The organism is Georgenia daeguensis (assembly GCF_039537705.1).
GTDB classification, from domain to species: domain Bacteria; phylum Actinomycetota; class Actinomycetes; order Actinomycetales; family Actinomycetaceae; genus Georgenia; species Georgenia daeguensis.
This window is the reverse complement of the sequence record NZ_BAABBA010000002.1, coordinates 31064-52333: the sequence shown is the minus strand read 5'-3', so window position 1 is coordinate 52333 and position 21270 is coordinate 31064. Positions and strand designations below refer to the sequence as shown.

Genomic DNA, 21270 nt, shown 5'->3' with positions numbered 1-21270 from the left:
CCTGAAGCCGCCGGGGTGGAAAGATCGGCGCCATGGTTCGTCCGTCTTCACTGTCCGGTTTTCCCGAGTGGCTCCCCGACGGGCGCGTCGTCGAGCAGCATGTGCTCGACGCGCTGCGCCGCACCTTCGAGCTCCATGGGTTCGCCGGGATCGAGACGCGCGCCGTCGAGCCGCTCGCCCAGCTGCTGCGCAAGGGCGAGACCTCCAAGGAGGTCTACCTGCTCCGCCGCCTGCAGGAGGAGGGCGAGCAGGACACCGCCGACGCCGACAAGCAGCTCGGCCTGCACTTCGACCTGACGGTGCCCTTCGCGCGCTGGGTGCTCGAGAACGCCGGCCAGCTCGCGTTCCCGTTCAAGCGCTACCAGATCCAGAAGGTCTGGCGCGGCGAGCGGCCGCAGGACGGCCGCTTCCGGGAGTTCACCCAGGCGGACATCGACGTGGTCGGCGCCGACACCCTGCCGTTCCACTACGAGGTCGAGCTGCCGCTCGTCATGGCCGAGGCCCTCGCCGCCCTGCCCATCCCGCCCGTGCGCATCAGCGTGAACAACCGCAAGGTCGCACAGGGCTTCTACGAGGCCATCGGCCTCGAGGACGTCGAGGGCGCCCTCCGGGTGATCGACAAGCTCGACAAGATCGGCCCGGAGGGCGTCGCCCGGGGGCTCATCGACGAGGCCGGCGCCACGCCGGACCAGGCCGCGCAGGCGCTCGAGCTGGCCTCGATCAGCGGCACCGACGCCTCGGTGGCGGACCAGGTGCTCGCCCTCGGCGCCCGCTCCGAGCTCCTCGACACGGGGCTCCAGGAGCTGGTCACCCTGCTGGAGGCGGCCCGGGAGCTCTCGCCGGGCACCGTCGTCGCCGACCTGAAGATCGCCCGTGGCCTCGACTACTACACCGGCTCCGTCTACGAGACCACGCTCGTCGGTCACGAGAACCTGGGCTCGATCTGCTCCGGCGGCCGCTACGACTCCCTCGCCTCTGACGGGAAGCGGACCTTCCCGGGCGTGGGGCTGTCCATCGGCGTCTCCCGCCTGCTCGCCCGCGTTCTCTCCGACGGCCTGGCGGAGCCCACGCGCGCCGTGCCGACCGCGGTGCTGGTCGCGGTGACGGACGAGGAGCACCGGCGCACCAGCGACCGGGTCGCCAAGGCCCTGCGCGCCCGCGGCATCCCCGCCGACGTCGCCCCGACCGCCGCGAAGTTCGGCAAGCAGATCCGCTACGCCGACCGCCGCAGCATCCCGTTCGTCTGGTTCCCGGGGGAGGACGGCGACGAGGTCAAGGACATCCGTTCCGGCGACCAGGCTCCCGCCGACGCCGGCAGCTGGGAGCCGCCGGCCGAGGACCGCTGGCCCCGGGTCGTCGACAGTCAGGGCGCGGGGGTGCGATGACCGTCCCGCTGCCCTCGGGCACGGGCGACGCCGCCCGTGCGGTGCTCGGCGCGCTCGGGGAGCTGCGCCGCGTGCTCGAGGAGGTGACCCTCCCGCTCGACATCGAGGACGCGGCGATGTCCCGCGCGGACCGCCAGGAGGTCCTCGACCAGCTGTCCGACTACGTGATCCCGCGCTACGAGCAGCTCGAGGCGCCGCTGCTCGCCGTCGTCGGCGGTTCCACGGGAGCGGGGAAGTCCACGCTCGTCAACGCGCTGCTGCGCGAGCACGTCACCAGCGCCTCGGCCATCCGCCCCACCACCCGCCGGCCGCTCCTGGTCCACCATCCCGACGACGCGGCCTGGTTCGCCGACGACCGGATCTTCCCCGGCCTCGCCCGGCTCACCGTGGCCCCCGGCTCGCCGCCGACCCCGGCCGTCACCGAGGACGGCGGCGTCCACCGCGAGCTGGAGCTGCGCGCCTCCCCGGCGCTGCCGCGCGGCCTCGCCCTGCTCGACGCCCCGGACATCGACTCGGTGGTCACGGAGAACCGCCAGCTCGCCAACCAGCTCCTGGCGGCCGCCGACCTGTGGGTCTTCGTCACCACGGCCGCCCGGTACGGCGACGCCATCCCCTGGGCGCTCCTCACCGAGGCGGCTGACCGCCGGATCGTCGTCGCCGTCGTCCTGGACCGTGTCCCGCACGGGGTGAGCGCGGAGGTGCGGCAGGACCTCGCCGCCCGCCTCGACGAGGAGGGGCTCGGCCGGGCACCGCTGTTCGTGATCAGCGAGACGACGATGGGCGAGGACGGGTTGCTGCCCGCGGACGACGTCGCCGCGCTGCAGGGCTGGCTGCACGGGATCGCCGCCGACGCCGGGTCGCGGGCCTCCGTGGCCCGCCAGACCCTCGGCGGGGCCGTGGACGCCGCGCTCGCCCGCGCGTCCCTCGTCGCCGAGGGCGCCCAGCACCAGACGCAGACGCTGGTGCGCCTGGCCGGCCACGTGGACGAGGCCTACGCCCAGGCGCACCACCGCATCATGTCCGCCACCGCCGACGGCGCCATGCTGCGCGGGGAGGTGCTGGCCCGGTGGCAGGAGTTCGTCGGCACCGGCGACTTCTTCCGCTCCGTGGAGGCGCAGGTGGGCCGGGTCCGCGACCGGATCGGGAACTTCTTCCGCGGTCGCCCCGCGCCGACCGAGCAGGTCGAGGTCGCCATCGAGACGGGCCTGCAGACCCTGCTGGTCGCGGAGGCCGAGCGCGCCGCCGCCGAGGTGGACCACCTGTGGCGCCGCGAGCCGGGCGCCCGCGGGGTCCTCGCCGCCGCGACCGCCGCCCTGCCCAGCGAGGAACGCCTCGTCGACGACGCCGCCGCCGAGGTGCGCGGCTGGCAGGACGACCTCCTCGGCATGGTCCGGCGCGAGGGCGCGGACAAGCGGCTGACCGCCCGCATGCTGTCCTTCGGAGTCAACGGGTTGGGGATCGCCCTGATGGTCGTGATGTTCGCCTCGACGGCAGGCCTGACCGGCGCGGAGATCGCGATCGCCGGAGGGACCGCCGTCGTCGCCCAGAAGCTGCTCGAGGCCGTCTTCGGCGACGACGCCGTGCGGAAGATGGCCGCCGCGGCCCGCCAGGACCTCCACGCGCGGGCCGGCGCCCTCCTCGCCGAGCAGGCCGACACCTACCGGCACGCGCTCTCGGAGCTGGGCATCGACGCCGGCGCGACCGAGCGGATCGGCGGGGCCATCACCGCCGTGCGGGCCGCGCGCCGGGCGGAGGCGGGCCTGTGAGCCTCCTGCGCCGCCGCCGGGCGGACCCGGTCGCGAGCCTGCCCGAGGACCTCGACAGGCTGCGGGAGGCGGCCGAGGCCGCCGCAGGCCATCTTCCGGCGGCCGCCCTCGAGCGGGCGCAGTCCCTCGTCCAGCGGGCCGCCCAGCGTCAGAACCTCGCCACCGGGCGGACCGTCGTCGCCCTCCTCGGGGCGACCGGGTCCGGGAAGTCCACGCTGTTCAACGCGCTCGTCGGCCGGGAGGTGGCCAGGGCCGCCGCCCGCCGGCCCACCACCATGCGACCGCTGGCGGCGGTGTGGGGCGAGGACGACGCAGGCGAGCTCCTCGACTGGCTCGACGTGCCCGAGCGCACCCGGGCCGCCGGGCCCGGCGAGCTCGACGGGCTCGTGCTGCTCGACCTGCCGGACATCGACTCCACCGCCCGGGAGCACCGCCGCATCGCGGGGCGCATGGCCGGCACGGTGGACGTGCTGGTGTGGGTGCTGGACCCGCAGAAGTACGCCGACGCCGTCGTCCACCGCGACTACCTCGCCCCGATGGCAGCCCACGCGGACGTGACCCTCGTGGTGCTCAACCAGGTGGACACCCTCGCACCGGGGGAGCGCGACGGCGTGCTGCGCGACCTGGCCGGGATCCTCGCCCGGGACGGGCTCACCGGCGTGGAGGTGCTGCCCGTCTCCGCGCGCACCGGCGAGGGCGTCGGCGAGCTGCGCAGCCGGATCACCACCGTCGCGGCCACCACCCGCGCCGCCCGGCTGCGCCTGGCCGCCGACGTGCGCACCAGCGCCGCCGAGCTGGCACGCGCCGCCGAGATCGAGGGCGACGGCGCACCCGTCGAGGTCGGGGACCGGGCCGCGGCCCGCCTCTGCGCCGCCGCGGCCCAGGCGGCGGGCGTCGACGCCGTCCGCGAGGCGGTGCGGGGCTCGTACGTCCGGGCCGCCCGGGCCCGGGTGGGCTGGCCGCCGGTGCGCTGGCTCTCCCGCCTGCGGCCCGACCCGATGCGCCGCCTGCACCTGGACACCGCCCGCGACGACGGCTCACTGACCCGGACCTCGCTGCCGGGACCGACGCCGGTCCAGGAGGCCGCGGTGCGGTCGGCCGCCCACGCGCTCGTCTCCACCTCGACGACGCAGCTGCCGGGCCCGTGGCGCGACGACGTGCTCCAGGACGTCGAGGCGCGCATCCCCGGGCTCGTCGACTCCCTCGACCAGCGCATCGCCGGCGCCGAGCTCGAGCAGGCCCGCCGGCCCGCCTGGTGGGGCGCCCTGGGCGTCCTGCAGTGGCTGTTCCTGGCGGCCGCCGTCGTCGGCGCGGGGTGGCTGGGCGTCCTCGCCGGGATGGCCTACCTGCGGCTCCCGGAGCCGGTCACCCCGATGGCCGGTCCCGTCCCGTGGCCGACCACGCTGCTGGTGGGCGGACTGCTCGCCGGCCTGGTGCTGGCGCTGGTCGGCTCGGTCCTGGCCAGGCTCGGCGCGCGCCGGCGGGCCAGACGGGTGGACCAGCGGCTACGGGCCCTGGTGGACGAGACGGTGCGGGCGCAGATCGTCGCGCCGCTGGAGGAGCAGCTCGGCGAGTTCGTCGCCTTCCGCCGGACGGTTACCGCGCTGGCCGGGTAGGAGGACCCGCCCGTCGGGTAGGAGTACCCGCCCGGGCGGGCCGCGCACGCCGGCTCGGTCCGAGGCGTCGCCGCGGGCAGCAGCCCCCGGACAGACGACGAGGTCGCCGATCCGGTCGCGGGCAGCGACCAGATCGGCGACCTCGTCAGTGGTGCGGTGTCGGGCGGACGCTCAGTACGAGCGTCGGCCCGCCGGCCGCGAGGACCGGTACGGGCGCTCCGCGTGGTGCTCGCCGGCACCCGAGGGGTGACGCTTGGCGGTGCGCAGCGGCTTGCGCTCGGCGCCCCGGCGGTCGCCGGCGCCGCGCGGCCCCTCGTCCGGCCGGATGCGCAGCGGACGCCCGGCCACCCGCGCCGCGCCGATCCGGCGCGTGGTCTCGGGGGTCATCTCGCCGCTGATCTCCACCAGGGAGAAGCTGGGGAAGATGTCGATCTTGCCCAGGTCGGAGCCGCGCAGCCCACCCTCGCCGGTGATCGCGCCGACGATGGCACCCGGCTGAACGCCGTCCTTGTGCCCGACCTCGACCCGGTAGCGGGTGCCCGCCACGCGGGGGCGGCGCCCGCCGCGCTCGGCGGAGCCCCGGGAGTCGCGCGGGGCGAAGCCCTCGTCGAAGTGGGCGGCGACGAACGCGCCGTCCTCGTCGACCTGCTCCTCGCGCCGGACGCGCGGGCGGTGCTCGCCGTCCTCCGTGTCACGGTGGCGCGGGCCGTCGTCGCCGACGGCGAGGGCGACCAGGGTGGCGGCGAGCTCGAGCAGGTCGCCTCCGGTCTCCTCGAGGTGGGCGTTGATCGCCTCGCGGTACATGTCGAGGCGGCCGGCCTCCTGACGCGCGGTGACCTGGGTGAAGAGCTGCTTGGCCTTGTGGGCGGAGACGTCCGCGGGGGTCGGGATCGCCACCTCTTCGAGGGAGGACCCGGTCGCCTTCTCGATCTGGTGGAGGCGGCCGCGCTCGCGCGGGGTGAGGAAGGTCAGCGCGGTGCCGGTCCGGCCGGCGCGCCCGGTGCGGCCGATGCGGTGGACGTAGGCGTCGTTCTCGCGCGGCACGTCGAAGTTGACCACGAGGCCGATGCGCTCGACGTCCAGCCCGCGGGCGGCGACGTCGGTGGCCACGAGGACGTCGAGGCCGCCGGAGCGGAGGCGCTCGACGAGCTTCTCGCGCTCCTTCTGCGCCACGTCGCCGGAGAGGCCGGCGGCGGAGATGCCCCGCGCCGACAGCTCGATCGTGACGTCCTCGACCGTGCCCTTGGTGCGCACGAACACGATGGCGGCGTCGGCCTCGGTGGTGGCCAGGACCCGGGCGAGCGCGCCGGTCTTGTGCTTGAACGGCACGACGGCGTAGGTCTGGCGGACGGTCGCGACGGTCGACGCCGGTCGCGTGACGGCGACCCGGACCGGGTCGGTGAGGTGCGTGGCGGCGACGCGCTTGATGGCGGCCGGCATGGTGGCCGAGAACAGCGCGGTGCGGCGCTCGGCCGGCACGTGGGAGGCAATCTGCTCGACGTCCTCGGCGAAGCCCATGCGGAGCATCTCGTCCGCCTCGTCGAGGACGAGGAAGCGCACGCCGCCGAGCTTGAGGCTGCCGCGCTCGATGAGGTCCATGACCCGCCCGGGCGTGCCGACGACGACCTGGGCGCCGTCCTTGAGGGCCCGCAGCTGCGGCACGTAGCTGGACCCGCCATAGACGGGGAGCACGGTGAGGTTCCTCGTGCGGTGCGCGAAGGAGGCGACGGCGTCGGCCACCTGCATCGCGAGCTCGCGGGTGGGCGTCAGCACGAGAGCCTGGACGGAGCGCTCGGCGGGGTCGACCGCCTCGAGCAGCGGGAGACCGAACGCAGCGGTCTTGCCCGTGCCCGTCTGGGCGATGCCGACGACGTCGCGGCCGGAGAGCAGCACCGGGATGGCCTCGGCCTGGATGTCGGTCGGCGTCGTGAAGCCGAGGTCCTCGACGGCGGCGAGGAGGTCGGCCGGCAGTCCGAGGTCGGCGAAGGTGCGCGTCGGCTCGGCGGTCTCGACGGCGGCGGGCGCCTCGTCCGCTGCGGGCGCGCCGGCCACGAGGGCCTCCACCTCAACGACAGGCGCGTCGGCCTCGGCGTCGGCGACGGGCGCGTCGGCGGTCAGCTCGTTGGGCGCGAAGCCGTCCTCGTCGGGACGTGCGTGGGCGTGGTCGGTCACAGGGGTGGTCAAATGAAACCCGTCTCACGAGGCGGAGTGTGGGTGTCGACGCCAGGACGGCGAAGCACCGTTCCGCTCGTGTGAGGCCCGGACGAGATGCGAACTTCCGCTGGGGCCTGGGCGGTGACGTGCACTCCAGGAGCCCCCAGCGTATCGGCCCGGGGCCCGAAACGGCAGGTCAGGCTCCCGTGACCTCACGCACAGGGAGCGTGCGGCGCCTGTCGACCCCTCGGTCCTGGCCGAGGACGAGTCAGTCCTGGCCGAGGACGAACGCCGTCAGGTAGGACATCGAGTTGCCGTTGTCGACCTGCTCCGCTGGGAGCCGCTCGAGCATCGCGGCGGCCCGGTCCGGGTCCGTCAGCGCCTGGGCCATGATCACGTAGTCGACCAGCGGACGCCCCGCCGGGTTGCCGTCGGGGACGGCCGCCTCGACCATCGCCTGCACCGCCTCGGGCTCCTGCGCGAGGTAGGCGGCATGGGTCGGGCTCATCGGGATGAGCTGGATGCCGACGACGGCGGAGGGGTCGGCGTCGAAGAACGTCGCGAAGTCCCGCTTGCCCTGCCAGTTGATACCCACGCTGCTGTGCCCGAACGCCGCGGGCAGCTCGGGCGCGACCCAGTACTCCAGGGCGGTCGCGGTCTCGTTCGCGAGCATCCAGCGGGCCTGCTCGGCCATGGCGGCGTCGCCCGAGGCGTCCGCCCACAGGGCGAGGCCGGCCCACGCGTTGACGGCCTCGGAGGACGACTCCTGGTTGTTGCCGTCCCCGAAGGGTGCCGTGCCGGACGCCCAGGAGTGGCCCCACCAGTCGTCGAACGCGCGCCGCTGCGGGAACGACCCGGTCTGCTCGGGCGCCGCGATGTCGTGGGCGACGGCGTCCGCGACCGGGCGGTACCGCTCCGCGAGCGCCGGGTCCTCGGCGGCGAGCACGCCGAGCGCGTACAGCATGTGCCCGTAGTGGAAGTGGTGGTCGTTGAACTCGTCCGACCCGTACGACGGCTCCATGCCGACGAGGCCCTTCAGGGTGTCGTCGTAGGCGAAGCAGCGCTCCGCGCGCGTGGCGCACCCCTCGGGGTCGAACCACTTGTCGAGCTCGCCCACCATCTGCTCCTTGACCGCCGCCGCCTCGTCGGTCAGGCCGAGACCGGTCGCCAGCTGGTAGAGCTGGCTCGCGCGCTGGAGCTGCTTGCCCGCGTAGTAGCTGTCGTCCGCGTCGAACGCCACGGCGGCCACGTCGGCGCGCAGCTGCTCGCTCACCCGGGCCCGCTCGGCGTCGTCGAGGTTGCCGAGGTCGAGCGCCGGCACGGGCTCACCGGCCGGGACGGAGAACGTCGCCTCGCTCCCGGTGGCGAGCGCCAGGTCGCCGTGCACGGACGGGACGGTGGCGGCGAGGGGCTCGCCGTCGGTCGTCGTCCCCTGGTGCGGCAGCGAGGCGACCACGGTCGGCGCGCCGCCCGTGTCGTAGGTGAGGGTGGTGGTCGCCCGGCCGTCCTCGACGGCGTAGGCGACGTCGGTGCCCGCGAGCGGGACCGCCCCGGCGAGCAGGGACGCGCGGTCGGACTCGGAGGCCCCGGCGGGCTCGGCGAAGACGACGAGCGAGCCGCCCTCGGCGAGGTCGAGGGCGGTCCCGGTGAGCGCGCCGTCGGTGACGAAGCGGTAGGTGATCCCGCCGACCTCGGCGCTCGCGCCGCCCTCGGCGGCGACCGTCGAGGCAGGGAGCTCGATCGAGTGGGCGGCGGCGGCCGTGTACGCGACGTACGGCCAGCCCTCGGCGACCGTGACCCGGCCCGTGGTCTGCCCGTCCTGCCGGTAGGCGAACGTGCCGGAGAGCTCGTCGACCCGCTCGAGCACGTAGTCGTCGGCCGGCAGGCCCAGCTGGACGTGGTCCGGGTGGGCACCCATGAGGATGCCCGCGGACGCCTGCGGCTGGGGGAAGCCGAGCCCGAGACCGTCGGCCCGGAGCCGCACGCTCAGCGTCCCGGTGAACACCGGCCGGTCCGCCGGCGCGAACACCGCCGGCGCGAGCCATGAGTTGGTCGGCGGCAGCACGCCGTCGGCGACGGCGATCTCGCCGTCGAAGGGGCCGGACGTCGTCGGCAGGTTCGCGGCGGTGGCGTCGACCGCCGGAGCGGTGGTGGGCTCCTCGGTCGAGGCGCCGCCGTCGGCGGGCTGGGTGCAGCCGGCGAGGACGACGACGGAGGCGAGCAGGGTGGTCACGCGGCGGACGGTCACGGAGCTCCAGAGGTGATGGTGTGCGGGCGTGGGCGGGAGTCGGACTCGGCGCGGAAACGCCGCCCTGGTGGTGGTGCCGCCGGGCGTCAGATGGTGGCGCCGCTGGGCGTGATGAGCTCGGCGAGCTGCCGGGCGGCCCACGAGCCGAAGCCCTCGGCGTCGTCCAGCTTGACCTGGGCGGTGACGGGCGCGCCGTTGGTGAACGTCCCGGCCGTGGCCAGCTCGGGGCTGCGGCCCCGGACGACGGCGAGCGAGTCGCCGTCCTCGGTCTCCTCGAACTGGACCTCGTAGACCTCGGTGGCGACCTCGGTGCTGTCGGGCAGCCTGGCCGTCATGGGCGAGCCGGCGGGGAGGCGCGCGAAGTCCGCGGCGGTCATCGGCACCTTGGCCTTGACGCGCGTGGTGCCCTCCACCTCGATCGCGGCGATCTGGGTGTTGGCGGTCACGAAGGAGCCGACGGCGTGCTCGGTGCTGCCGACGACGCCGTCCGCCGTGGCGGTGAAGACGATGACGTCGTCGCCGTCGACGCGGTAGCCGAGCCCCTCCTCGGGGAAGCCGGTCTCGAGGGACTGCTCGAGGCCAGGGCTCTGCACCCGGGCGATCTCCTCGCCCGCGCTGACGCGGTCTCCGGCGCTGACCTCGAGCGACTGGATGTGGCCGGCGAACGGCGTGCCGACCCTGGAGACGTCGGTCTCGACGGTCGCCTCGACGGCGTCGATGGTGTGCGCGCGGCCGTAGGTGTAGACGAGTCCGAGCCCACCGAGCCCGAGGATGACGGCGGCACCAAGGATGAGGGAGACGAAGCGGCGGAAGTTCACGGGGAGACCTCTCAGGCGGCGTGGGCCGGGGCGGCGACGTGGGCGGGCGGGGTGGGACGCTGGGCACGGCGCAGGGCGAGGGCCTCGCGGACCGCGATCCCGAGGAAGACGGCCAGCGCGACGGCGTTGACCGTGTTCCACACGAGCGCCAGCGTGATGGTCGAGCTCCACTCCGCCTTCCAGAAGCCGACGACGGACGTCACGACGAGCGCCAGGAACATGAGCATCTGGGGGACGATGTAGTTGAACGGTGACGCCGCCTGCCCGGCGCGGCCGGTGACGTGCCAGGCACGGTCGCGGCCGAGGAGGGCGCTGACCATCGCGCGGATGTACATCGGGAAGGACACCGTGGACAGCAGCAGCGTCTCCCAGCGGAACGAGCCGATGGTGTACGTCGCCACGACGATCTGCATGAGGTAGAAGCCCGAGTAGTACAGGGCCCACTCCCACAGCGGCAGATCGGTGGCGATCGGCGTCAGGTCGAGGAAGATCTGCAGGGGCGGCAGCAGCAGCAGCGCGAACGTGACCAGGCCCCCGAGGTAGAACCCGGCGGTGCCGAAGTACTGGAGGCGCTGGTCCACGGACAGCCGCCGGTTGGTCAGCGGGTTGGCGCGGAAGAGGATCTCGAAGGCGCCGGTGGCCCACCGCGTCTGCTGCTTGGTGTAGGCCTCGATGTTCTCCGGGGTGTCGCCGACGGCGAGCACGGTGGGGATGTAGACCGATCGCCAGCCCAGCTCGTGGAGCTTCATCGAGGTCCACACGTCCTCGGACTTCGACGCGGTGTACATGCCACCGATCTCCGCGATCGCCTCCCGGGAGAACACGACGTTCGTGCCCACGCAGAAGGCCGAGTTGAAGCGGTTCTTGCCGGGCTGGATGAGGGAGTAGAAGACCGTCTGCAGGTAGCCGGCGCCGCGGGTGATGAAGTTGTGGATGTTGCCGTAGACCTGCGGGGTCTGGACGAACGCCACCTTCTCCTGCGCGAAGAACGGGATGGTCTCGACCAGGAGGTCGGGGGAGGGGACGAAGTCGGCGTCGAGGATGACGAAGTAGTCGCCCGTCGTCCTGCTGAGGGCGTGGTTGATGTTGCCGGCCTTCGCGCCCGCGTTGTCAGGGCGCGTGAGGTAGTTGACGCCGAGCTCGGCGGCGAGCGCCTCCACCTCGGGGGACCGGCCGTCGTCGAGGATCCACGTCTCGTGCTTGCCGCGCACGGCCCGCGCCGCGGTGGCGGTGGCCCGGATGGTCTCGACGGGTTCGCCGTAGGTGGTGATGAAGACGTCGACGGTGACCGGGACGCCGTCGAGCTGCATCTGGTCCGTGGCGAGCGGGGCGTTGAGGTCCCAGTCGACCGGGACGAAGAGGTTCCGGCTCGCCTCGTTGAAGGTGAAGTCGCGCGGGTTGTGCGTGGAGGAGAGCTGCGTCCACAGCGAGATGAGGACCTGCCCCATCATGATCGACTCGCAGCCGATGACGATGAGCCAGGGGAGCAGGTCACCGGAGTTCTCGGGCCGCAGCAGGAACGAGGCGTAGAGCAGCACGCCGATCGTGGCGAGCAGGACCAGCATCGTCAGCGACGGCGACTCCAGGTTCCGCTGCCCCTGTCCGACTCCCCGCAGGCGCGCCTCCCAGTCACGGCGCTCGGGCGAGGCCACCTCGAGGCTGGCGAGCTGCTCCGCGCGGTCGCGCTCGCGCAGCACGCGGCGCGGGAGCACGGGCGTGGTCGCGCGGTCGGTGCGCCGGGGCCCGAGGGCGTCGTGGTCGACCGGCCGCCAGGCTGGCCCGCGGCCGTGGTCGGCAGAGGTCCGTCTCGGTGTGTTCGTCTTCTGGGGCATGCATTCCTCACGTGCTCGCCCGGCGCGGTGTGCGGGGGCCAGCGGTCGACCGTAAGTAACAGAACGGTCACGTCCAACCCGAAACCATGAGGTGCTGACTACACCCGCAGCCGTCCGGAATTGGTGCGAGATCGCGGGCGGAGGTGGCGGCGCGAGACGTGCGCCCAGGCCAGGGCGCATATCGGCCGGAGCCGTACGTCTGAGCGACCGCCGAGCACCGGACGGGCGCCGCGTGAGGAGTCTCACCAGCGTCCGGCAAGCTCCCCGCGACGCGGGCGGCGGCGGACGCGGTCTCCCCAGCGAGGCGAGGGCCGCTTCGGGGGAGGCCGCTACCCGGGAGAGGTCGCCTCCGGGAGGGCGCTCGGCCTCCGGCGGAGCACCTCGGATCCGCCCAGTCCACGGCGGGGGCCGCTCAGCCCCGCTGCACGTGCGCCGCGCGAGCGCCGGCCCCCACGGCGAGCAGCGCCAGGCTCCCGGCCAGCACCAGGCCGGCCAGGTAGCCGCCGGTCCCGCCGGTCCCGACGAGCGCGGTGAACAGCGCGCCGGCGAGGGCGAGTCCGAGCGCGGCGCCCAGGCCGTCGGAGATCTGGAGCGACGAGCTGACGTTGCCGTGCTCGGCCCGCGGAGTGGCCTGCAGGGCGAGGACGGACAGGGCGGGGAACACCAGCCCCATGCCGCCACCCGCCACGGTCCAGCCGACCACGGCCCACCAGGTCCCCGCACCGGGCAGCGCGGCCGCGGCCGCCACGAAAGTCCCCGCGGCGAGCAGGAGCGGACCGAGCCGGAGCAGCACCGCACGCCGGCCCGGTCCGTGGACCCTTCCCTGCACGGCCGAACCCGCCGCCCAGGTGAGCGAGCTGACGGTCAGCACGAGACCTGCCTCGCGGGCGGACCAGTCGTGCACACGGACGAGGAGAAGGGGCAGGAACGTCTCGGCGCTGACGAAGGCGGCGTGGAGGAGTCCGCGGCACGCCACCGCCGAGGGCACCCCGAGGCGCAGCCTCAGCGTGCCGGCAGGGAGCAGGAGCGGGACCGTCACGGCGAGGCCGGCCAGACCGGCCAGTCCGAGGACGACCCCCGCTGTGCCGCCGTCGGACCCGGCCACCTGGAGCGCGGCGGCGGCCAGCCCCGTGCCCGTGGCCGCCAGGAGCACGGCGCGGGTGCGTCGCCGTGCCGAGGCGTCCGGGCGACCCCGACGGGTGGGCGGGACGTGCCGGAGGAGCGGCAGCAGCACGGTGAAGGCCGCAAGGGTGAGCACGGGGACCGCGAGGAAGACCCACCGCCAGCTCGCGGCGTCCGCGACCGTGCCCGCGATCGCGGGGCCGACCAGGCCGGGAACCACCCAGGCGGCGGCGAACGCGGCGAAGAACCGGGGCTGGCGGGCGGCGGGGACCATCGACCCCACCAGCACGTACAGCGGGACCATCAGCAGCCCGGCCCCGAAGCCCTGGACGGCGCGTCCGACGGCGAGGAGCGCCATCGTCGGCGCCAGGCCGGCCGCCACGAGGCCTGCGCAGAACAGGAGGACACCCGCGAGGAGCGAGCCGCGCGGACCGCGGGCGTCGGACCACGCTCCGCTGACCGCCGTGGCCACGAGCTGGGCCGCGAGCGGAGCGCCGGCGGCGACTGCGTAGAGGTGCAGTCCGCCGAGGTCCTCCACGACCACCGGCATGACCGTCGCCACCGCGAGCGCCTCGAACGCGGCGAGGGTGATGAGGGTGACCGAGGCGACCAGGAGCAGCCGGACCACCTGCGGTTGCTGCTCGACCTCGGCAGGGGCGGTCCGGGCCGCTGCGCCGCCGGAGGACGCGGCCGCCACGTCGGGGCTGTCCTGGGCGCTCACGACCTAGATCATCGTCGACGACGGCACGCCGCGGCCATCGGACAGCGCCCCGCCCCGCCGCCCCCGACCGATCAGCCTGTCCCGTGCCGCCCGGGCAGGGCCGAGCGGGCGGGGCCGAGCGGGCGGGGCCTGGCCCGGCGGGGCCAACCGGATCGGCGGGCAACTAGGATCGACCACGCGCCCGCCCGTCTCGCGGTGCGCGTCGTCGATCGGAAGGACCCCTGTGCTCCGCACACACACCGCCGGCTCCCTGCGCGCCGGTGACATCGGACAGACCGTCACCCTCACCGGATGGGTGGACCGCCGGCGCGACCACGGCGGGGTCGCCTTCATCGACCTGCGCGACGCCTCCGGGATCTCACAGGTGGTCATCCGGGACGAGGACGTCGCGCACGAGCTGCGCGCGGAGTTCGTCCTCCAGGTGACCGGCGAGGTCTCCGCGCGGCCCGAGGGCAACGCGAACCCGAACCTCCCGACGGGCGAGATCGAGGTCATCGCGAACGACGTCGTCGTCCTCAACGCCGCGGCGCCCCTGCCGTTCCAGGTGTCCGAGCACGCGGAGGACGCCGGCCAGGTCGGCGAGGAGGCGCGCCTGAAGTACCGCTACCTCGACCTGCGCCGCAAGGCCCCCGCCCACGCGCTGCGCCTGCGCGCGAAGGTCAACCAGGCCGCGCGTCGGGTGCTGGACGAGCAGGACTTCGTCGAGATCGAGACGCCGACCCTGACCCGGTCCACCCCCGAGGGCGCGCGCGACTTCCTCGTGCCGGCCCGCCTGTCGCCGGGGAGCTGGTACGCCCTCCCGCAGTCGCCGCAGCTGTTCAAGCAGCTGCTCATGGTCGCCGGCATGGAGCGCTACTACCAGATCGCCCGCTGCTACCGCGACGAGGACTTCCGGGCCGACCGCCAGCCCGAGTTCACCCAGCTCGACGTCGAGATGAGCTTCGTGGACCAGGACGACGTCATCGCCGTCGCCGAGGAGGTCCTGGCCGAGCTCTGGAAGCTCATCGACCACGAGATCCCGCGCCCGATCGCCCGCATGACGTACCACGAGGCGATGGAGAAGTACGGCACGGACAAGCCGGACCTGCGCTTCGGCCTGGAGCTGACCGACCTGACGGAGTTCTTCAGGGACACCCCCTTCCGGGTGTTCCAGAACCCGTACGTGGGCGCCGTGGTCATGCCCGGCGGCGCCTCCCAGCCGCGCCGCACGTTCGACGCGTGGCAGGAGTGGGCCAAGCAGCGCGGCGCCAAGGGCCTCGCATACGTGACCGTCGGCGAGGACGGCACCCTCGGGGGCCCGGTCGCCAAGAACATCTCCGACGCCGAGCGCGAGGGCCTGGCCGCCGCCGTCGGCGCGAAGCCGGGTGACTGCGTCTTCTTCGCCGCCGGCCGCGCCTCGGACGCCCGCGCCCTGCTCGGAGCGGCCCGCCTGGAGATCGGCCGCCGTGTGGGCCTGATCGACGAGGACGCGTGGTCCTTCGTGTGGGTCGTCGACGCCCCCCTGTTCAAGCCCACGGGGGAGGACGACGACGTCGCCCTCGGCCACAGCGCGTGGACGGCGGTCCACCACGCCTTCACCTCCCCGACGCCGGAGTGGATCGACCGCTTCGAGGAGTCCCCGGGCGAGGCGCTCGCCTACGCGTACGACATCGTGTGCAACGGCAACGAGATCGGCGGCGGGTCGATCCGTATCCACAGCCGCGACGTCCAGGAGCGCGTGTTCGCGGTCATGGGCATCGGCGAGGCCGAGGCGCAGGAGAAGTTCGGCTTCCTCCTCGACGCGTTCAAGTTCGGCGCCCCGCCGCATGGCGGCATCGCCTTCGGCTGGGACCGCATCGTCTCGCTGCTCACGCACTCCGACTCGATCCGCGACGTCATCGCCTTCCCGAAGTCGGGCGGCGGTTACGACCCGCTGACGCAGGCGCCCGCGCCGATCACCGCGCAGCAGCGCAAGGAGGCCGGGGTGGACGCGCGTCCCAAGCAGGACGAGGCACAGGGCAGCGCGGTGAAGCAGGCCGCGCCCGCACGGTGACCCACGTCCGTGAACCGGGTGCGGCGGCTCCGGCCGCCGCACCCGGCCCGGCAATGCCCGGCCCGGCAGTGCCCGGCCCGGCAGTGCCCGGCCCGGCAGTGCCCGGCCCGGCAGTGCCCGGCCCGGCAGTGCCCGGCCCCGCAGCGCCCGGCCCGGCACGCTCGTCGGCGGGCGCCCCGCCCGCGGGCGACTGGCCGTTCCTCCGTGCGAACGCCCACCGCTGGGTGCCGCTCGAGCGCTGGGAGGACCACGGCGCCGCCGCGGTGCTGCTGCCCCGCGGGTCCGGGCGCTCGCTGGTCGGCGTGGGGGAGCCGGCGCACCTGGCGGACCTCCTCGCCGGCGGTCCGCTCCGTGGCGCCCGGCTCTCCGCCGACGTCGAGCACGTCATGCTCACGCGCGGCACCTGGCCGCACCTGCCCGGCAGTGCTCGCGGGGCGCTCGAACCCGGCCGGCCGTGGGACTGGCTCGTCGCGGACGTCGCGCCGCGCACGATGCTCGGCGAGGAGCGCGTCGGCGAGCTGTCCGGTCCGGACCGGCTCGACCGGGTCTACGCCTGCCTCGACGCGGGCTATCCCGAGCGTGGCAGGCGGCCCCACGACGAGGAGCTGACCTGGTGGGGCTTCGCCGGTGACGACGGCGAGCTCGCCGGGGTCGCGGGCGCCGACGTCCCGCCGGTGCACGCCAGGGCCGGCGGCGCCGGCGTGCACCTCGAGGCCGTCACGGTGCTCCCGACCCGGCGCCGCAGCGGGGTCGCGGCCGCCATGACCGCGGCGCTGACCCGGTGGGGCCTCGGCGTCGGCCCGCTCGTGCACCTGGGCATCTGGGCCGACAACGACGCCGCACGCCACCTCTACACCTCGCTGGGGTTCACGGTCGGGCATCGCGTCGAGAACCTGCGGGTCGTGGCATGAGCTGGCGCAGCGCACCCGCCGCCCAGACCGGGAACCCGACCGGACACCGGACTGCTCGACGGACCGGGCAGCCGACCGGGCACCCGGCCGAGCCCCCGACCGGGCACCCGGCCGAGCCCCCGACCGGGCGACGGACCGGGCGACGGACCGGGCACCCGACCGGGCGCCGCCAGGTTCTCGTCGGAACGGTCGCCCTCGCCGCAGCCGCCCTGTGCGCCGCCTGCACCTCGTCCGTGCCCGCCTCGGGTCCGGCCCCGGCCGTGACGCCCGCCCCGACGTCGGCCCCGTCCCCGACGGCGCCACCCGAGCCCGAGAACCCGTGGGGGCCCACAGCGGCCGAGGTCGCCCTCGCGACCGCCGACGCGGCCGAGCTGAGCGACGAGGAGGTGGCCGGGCAGGTGATCGTCGGGCGCCTGCACGGCACCGACCCCGCCACCGCCGAGCAGCTCGTCATGGACCTGCACCTGGCCGGCGTGATGATCACCGGCGCCTCCGTGGCGTCCCTCGAGCAGGTCCGGAGCCTCGGCGCCGGTGTGCAGGACGCCGTCGCCGCCTCCGGCCGCGACTGGCCCGCCATCGTGAGCACCGACAACGAGGGCGGCCTCGTCCAGCGCATGTCCGGGGCGGTCGGGCCGTGGACGTCGTTCCCGTCCTTCGCCGTGGCCGGGGAGGTGGCGGCGGCCGGGGAGCCCTGGCTCGTCCGCGACGCGCACACCGCGATGGCGCGCGAGCTGCGCGCCTCCGGCGTGACCGTCAACTGGGCGCCCGTCGCGGACGTCACGGTGCCCGGGCAGGACGTCACCATCGGCTCCCGGGCTGCGGGGTCGGACCCCGCCACGGTGGGTGCCGCCGTCGTCCCGGCGGTCCGCGGGCTCCTGGCGGGCGGGATCCTGCCCGCGGTCAAGCACTTCCCGGGCCACGGGTCCCTGACCACCGACTCCCACCTCGCCCTGCCGGTCCACGAGGCCGGGGCCGGGCACCTCGCCGCCACCGAGCTGCCGCCGTTCGCCGAGGCGGTCGAGGCCGGTGTGCCGATGGTCATGGTGGCGCACGTCGACGTCCCCGCCTGGGACCCCGGGGTCCCTGCGTCGCTGTCCCCGGAGGCGTACCGCGTGCTGCGCGAGGAGCTCGAGTTCGCCGGGGTGACGGTGACCGACAGCCTCGGCATGGGGGCCCTGGCCCAGATCGGCGACCCGGGCGAGGTCGCCGTCGCTGCGCTGCGGGCTGGCGCCGACCTGCTGCTCAACCCCGCGGACAACGCCGTCGCCCACGCCGGGGTCGTCGCCGCGCTCCGGGACGGCACGCTCGAACGTGCCAGGGTCGACGAGGCCGCGGGCCGGGTCATCGCGATGATGCGGCACCAGTCCGAGCTCGCCGAGGCCGCCGGGCCGCCGGGGGCGGTCGGCGACGGCGCCGCGGCGGCCGAGGCCCTGGTGGCCGCCGCGTACTGACGCAGGTTCCGCTCGCCGCCGCTTGCTGACGTGGGTTCCGCTCGCCGTCTCGGTGGCCGCGGGCGCCGTCACCCGCTTCAATGTGCGGATGGCCCGCTACCTCGAGATCCACCCGCAGGACCCCCAGCCGCGACTGGTCGCCCAGGCGGTCGAGGTGGTGCGCCGCGGCGGGCTGATCGCCTACCCCACGGACTCCGGGTACGCCGTCGGCTGCGCCCTGGGGAACAAGGAAGGGCTGGACCGGATCAAGCTGATGCGCCGCCTCGACGACAAGCACCACTTCACGCTCGTGTGCCGGGACTTCGCCCAGCTCGGCCAGTTCGTCATCGTCGACAACGCGGTGTTCCGGCTCATCAAGTCGGCGACCCCGGGCCCGTACACCTTCATCCTCCGCGGCACGCAGGAGGTTCCGCGCCGCCTGCTCCACCCGAAGAAGCACACGGTCGGGGTGCGCATCCCCGACCACCGCACCACGCAGGCCCTGCTCGCGGAGCTGGGCGAGCCGCTGCTCTCCAGCACGCTGATCCTGCCCGGGCAGGAGACGCCGATGACGGAGGGCTGGATGGTCAAGGAGGAGCTCGAGGGTCTGCTCGACGTGATCGTGGACTCCGACGTCGACTCGTCCGAGCCGACCACGGTGGTGGACCTGACGTCGGGCACGCCCGAGGTCCTGCGCACCGGCGCGGGGGACCCCTCACGCTTCGCCTGACCCGACGGCGCGCGTTCAGCCCTCGTCCGGGCCGGCGGACAGCCGGTCCGGGGCGACCGGCTCACGTGCCGGGGCCTCGAGCTGCTGCTCGAACCACAGCGCCTGGGCGGCGAGGAGCATCGCCACCAGCAGGAAGGCGTGCGCCAGGGGACCCGGGTCACCGTCGGCGAGCGCCCGGACGGCCACGAGCGCGGCGAGCACGGACAGCAGCGCGAGCGCGCGGACGAGGCGTCTGCGGCTCCGGCGCGCGTGCCGTCCTGGTGTGACGTCGTCGTCCATCTCTCCCGTCCGCGTTGCGCACGAGTGTGGTGAACGCCGACCGTACCCGCCGGGGCCCCGGGGCGCCGGTCGAAACCGGGTCGCCGCCGCCTCAGCCCACCGGCACGCGCGGCCGGACGAGCTCGAGGGCGTGCGCCGCGGCCCGGTCGGCGCCGGCGAGGAGGGGCGACGGCGTGCCCGGGGTCGCCCCGATCGCCGAGCCCGGCTGGACGTCGCCCGCCGGGATGCCGAGCACCACGACGCGTTCGTCGGCGACGCCGGCCGCGTCCAGCAGCAGGTAGCGGTCCGCGCTGACGTCCAGGGACCGCGTCGTCACCGACCCACCGTCCGGTGCCCGGCGCGTGTGCAGGCGGGCGCGGCCGGAGTCGAGCAGGCTGCGCAGCAGGGGGTCGTGGGTGATGTCGACATGGCCCTTGGACATGCGCGTCTCGGCGAACGCCCGCGCGCCGTGCACGCGGCCCCGGACGGCGGAGCGCGCGACGAACGCGCCGCCCTCGACGGTGACGGTCATCTCCTCGCCGACGAGCTCGACGACGCCGGCCTCCACCAGCGCCAGGAGCTGCGCCGTCCGCTCGGGCGGCGGGCCGGAGGCGAGCGCCAGCCCGAGGGCGTCGAACCAGCCCTGGACGTCGGTCGCGACCGACCGGGCGTCGATCGCTCCGGCGCTCACCAGCCGGCCCACCTGCACACGCAGGGCGGCAAACGCACGGTTGACCGCCGCGCGAGGGCTGAGCAACGGACTGGTGATCGAGTCCAGCTCGGCGGCCCGCCAGCGCTCGACCCAGGCGTCCCACTCCGCACCGTCGGGCCGGACGACGTCCGGCCGGTCGAGGCGGGTGACGTCGATCCACCACTCGGGGTCGGCGAGCTCCTGGACCACACCGTTGAGGTCCTCCAGCGGCACCCCGGTGAGCCGGTCGACGAGCTCGCCGGTGCTCGCGGCACGGACCGCGGAGGGGCGTCGCTCGAGCAGGGTCGCCAGGTGCGCGAGGACCAGCTCGCGGGCGAGCTGGGGCCAGAGGTCTGCGGCGAAGTCCTGGCCGGGCACGCGGGCCGCCTCGTCGAACCAGTCCGGGGTGGCGATCCTGGGGAGGTAACGCGGCGGGAGGGCGCCGTAGAACGACTTGCTGCGGTACGGCAGGCCGCGGCGCGACCCGACGAGCAGGTGCGGCTCCCGGCCGGACGGGACGTACGTCAGGTCGAACGGCGTCGCCCCGGCCACGAACCGTCCTCCGCGCCCGGCGGTGAGCTGGGCGACGACGTCGAAGAAGTTGGCCCCGAGGCCGGCGACCAGCACGTGCTCGCCCTCGGGCAGGACGGACCAGTCCCGCTCGGCCGGCATGCCGGGTTCCACGTAGACCAGCCCGTGCTCGGCGGCGGCGTCGGCGAGGGCCTGGGTCCGGGCGGACCGCCGGCCCTGGACCATGCCCTGCGCCAGCACCACGACCCTGCCCCGAAGGGTCCGGCCGTCGGCGAGGCGCACCACCCGGGAGGGCCCCTCGGCGGCGACGTCGACGACGGTCCCCACGACCTCGGTGACCTGCACCCGGCCGCGGGCGACGACGGCGGCCAGCTGCTCACGGAAGTAGACACCCTGCAGGCGGCGGGTGGGGTAGGACCACGGACGCAGGTCGCGCAGCTCCTCGGCCACCCAGGCCGGCCGGTCCGCGGGCGCCTCCGGCGAGGCCGCCCAGGCGACGAGGTCCGGGCCGGGCGTGACGGGACCGTCCATCGGGGTCGAGTCGTCGGGGTAGACGGTGGTGTGCGCGGCGTAGGTGTTGTTCAGGAAGTGCGGCGTCTGGTCGGTGCGCCACGTGGCGCCCGCGCCGACCTCCACCGCGTCCACCAGGGCGACGCGCAGCGGGTCGGGCCCCTCGTGCCGGGCCGTGAGCCGTTCGACCACCGAGACGCCGCGCGGCCCCCCGCCGACCACGACGACGTCATGCACGTCCGCACCGCCCTGCGCACCCGCGCCGTCGGGGGAGGTGTGGGTGTGCTGCTGCCCGACCAGGTCGGTGCTCAGGCTCATCGGTGCTTCCGCTCGCTGGGTGTGGCTGGGGTGAGACCGACAGGGCCGGCACGTTCCACCCTCGTGGCCCTCCCCGGGCCCGCACAAAGCGCCCCGGGCGGGATCTCACCATGAGGACAGCGCACGTCCGCCGTCGGCGGGCGCGTCAGGGCACCGGGCGACGCGCGTCGTAGGCCAGGAAGCCCCGCTGCCACCGG

At 74.9% G+C, this 21270-nt stretch carries 14 protein-coding genes; 7 read left to right on the top strand and 7 right to left on the bottom strand.

Translation table 11 applies throughout. The features are described 5' to 3' along the window. The first annotated feature begins 32 nt into the window (after window positions 1-32). From hisS to ABD774_RS01985, 3 genes are read left to right on the top strand one after another with little or no spacing between them, the layout of a single operon-like run. On the top strand, window positions 33-1385 hold the full coding sequence (gene hisS, locus ABD774_RS01995; protein WP_345037063.1) for a histidine--tRNA ligase: 1353 nt from the start codon (window positions 33-35) through the stop codon (window positions 1383-1385). Continuing rightward, window positions 1382-3151: a dynamin family protein gene (locus ABD774_RS01990; RefSeq protein ID WP_345037061.1), complete on the top strand. Its 1770-nt coding sequence runs from the start codon at window positions 1382-1384 to the stop codon at window positions 3149-3151. The genes hisS and ABD774_RS01990 overlap by 4 nt, the downstream gene beginning before the upstream one ends. Next, the gene (locus ABD774_RS01985) at window positions 3148-4767 is read left to right on the top strand and encodes a GTPase (RefSeq protein WP_345037059.1); all 1620 of its coding nucleotides are present in this window, start codon (window positions 3148-3150) and stop codon (window positions 4765-4767) included. Before ABD774_RS01990 ends, ABD774_RS01985 begins: the two co-directional genes overlap by 4 nt. 171 nt (window positions 4768-4938) lie before the next feature. Here ABD774_RS01985 and ABD774_RS01980 read toward each other — a convergent pair whose 3' ends face one another. The 5 genes from ABD774_RS01980 to ABD774_RS01960 form a co-directional block, all read right to left on the bottom strand. Continuing rightward, window positions 4939-6939: a DEAD/DEAH box helicase gene (locus ABD774_RS01980; protein WP_345037057.1), complete on the bottom strand. Its 2001-nt coding sequence runs from the start codon at window positions 6937-6939 to the stop codon at window positions 4939-4941. 250 nt (window positions 6940-7189) lie between these two features. Next, window positions 7190-9154 carry a glycosyl hydrolase gene (locus ABD774_RS01975; RefSeq protein WP_345037054.1) on the bottom strand — a complete coding sequence of 655 codons (1965 nt, stop codon included), beginning with the start codon at window positions 9152-9154 and terminating at the stop codon, window positions 7190-7192. Window positions 9155-9255: 101 nt separating this feature from the next. Continuing rightward, the gene (locus tag ABD774_RS01970; protein WP_345037052.1) at window positions 9256-9987 is read right to left on the bottom strand and encodes an HlyD family efflux transporter periplasmic adaptor subunit; all 732 of its coding nucleotides are present in this window, start codon (window positions 9985-9987) and stop codon (window positions 9256-9258) included. Between the two features lie 11 nt (window positions 9988-9998). Then, window positions 9999-11819 (bottom strand): glycosyltransferase family 2 protein, encoded by a 1821-nt coding sequence (locus tag ABD774_RS01965; RefSeq protein WP_345037050.1) that lies wholly within the window; start codon window positions 11817-11819, stop codon window positions 9999-10001. A gap of 412 nt (window positions 11820-12231) precedes the next feature. Continuing rightward, a complete protein-coding gene (locus tag ABD774_RS01960; protein WP_345037048.1) occupies window positions 12232-13662 on the bottom strand; it encodes an MFS transporter in 1431 nt (476 codons plus the stop codon). A gap of 223 nt (window positions 13663-13885) precedes the next feature. Between ABD774_RS01960 and aspS the strand changes: the two genes are divergently transcribed. From aspS to ABD774_RS01940, 4 genes are all read left to right on the top strand, one after another. Beyond that, entirely contained in the window at window positions 13886-15694 is a 1809-nt protein-coding gene (aspS, locus tag ABD774_RS01955; protein ID WP_345037046.1) for an aspartate--tRNA ligase, read from the top strand. 53 nt (window positions 15695-15747) lie between these two features. Then, window positions 15748-16605 (top strand): GNAT family N-acetyltransferase, encoded by an 858-nt coding sequence (locus tag ABD774_RS01950; protein ID WP_345037043.1) that lies wholly within the window; start codon window positions 15748-15750, stop codon window positions 16603-16605. Beyond that, complete coding sequence (locus tag ABD774_RS01945) at window positions 16602-18056, top strand: glycoside hydrolase family 3 N-terminal domain-containing protein (RefSeq protein ID WP_345037041.1); 1455 nt, start codon at window positions 16602-16604, stop codon at window positions 18054-18056. The genes ABD774_RS01950 and ABD774_RS01945 overlap by 4 nt, the downstream gene beginning before the upstream one ends. Window positions 18057-18144: 88 nt before the next feature. Then, the gene (locus ABD774_RS01940) at window positions 18145-18765 is read left to right on the top strand and encodes an L-threonylcarbamoyladenylate synthase (protein WP_345037637.1); all 621 of its coding nucleotides are present in this window, start codon (window positions 18145-18147) and stop codon (window positions 18763-18765) included. Window positions 18766-18780: 15 nt separating this feature from the next. Here ABD774_RS01940 and ABD774_RS01935 read toward each other — a convergent pair whose 3' ends face one another. Both ABD774_RS01935 and ABD774_RS01930 read right to left on the bottom strand, forming a co-directional pair. Beyond that, window positions 18781-19044: a hypothetical protein gene (locus ABD774_RS01935; RefSeq protein WP_345037039.1), complete on the bottom strand. Its 264-nt coding sequence runs from the start codon at window positions 19042-19044 to the stop codon at window positions 18781-18783. A 91-nt stretch (window positions 19045-19135) separates the two neighbouring features. Then, complete coding sequence (locus tag ABD774_RS01930; protein ID WP_345037036.1) at window positions 19136-21073, bottom strand: FAD/NAD(P)-binding protein; 1938 nt, start codon at window positions 21071-21073, stop codon at window positions 19136-19138. Window positions 21074-21270: the final 197 nt, after the last annotated feature.

Bases quoted from the DNA above. Each gene is read 5' to 3' on its own strand.
- hisS (WP_345037063.1), top strand. From the start codon at position 33: ATGGTTCGTCCGTCTTCACTGTCCGGTTTTCCCGAGTGGCTCCCCGAC.
- ABD774_RS01990 (WP_345037061.1), top strand. From the start codon at position 1,382: ATGACCGTCCCGCTGCCCTCGGGCACGGGCGACGCCGCCCGTGCGGTG.
- ABD774_RS01965 (WP_345037050.1), bottom strand. From the start codon at position 11,819: ATGCCCCAGAAGACGAACACACCGAGACGGACCTCTGCCGACCACGGC.
- ABD774_RS01950 (WP_345037043.1), top strand. From the start codon at position 15,748: ATGCCCGGCCCGGCAGTGCCCGGCCCGGCAGTGCCCGGCCCGGCAGTG.
- ABD774_RS01945 (WP_345037041.1), top strand. From the start codon at position 16,602: ATGAGCTGGCGCAGCGCACCCGCCGCCCAGACCGGGAACCCGACCGGA.
- ABD774_RS01940 (WP_345037637.1), top strand. From the start codon at position 18,145: ATGGCCCGCTACCTCGAGATCCACCCGCAGGACCCCCAGCCGCGACTG.
- ABD774_RS01935 (WP_345037039.1), bottom strand. From the start codon at position 19,044: ATGGACGACGACGTCACACCAGGACGGCACGCGCGCCGGAGCCGCAGA.
- ABD774_RS01930 (WP_345037036.1), bottom strand. From the start codon at position 21,073: ATGAGCCTGAGCACCGACCTGGTCGGGCAGCAGCACACCCACACCTCC.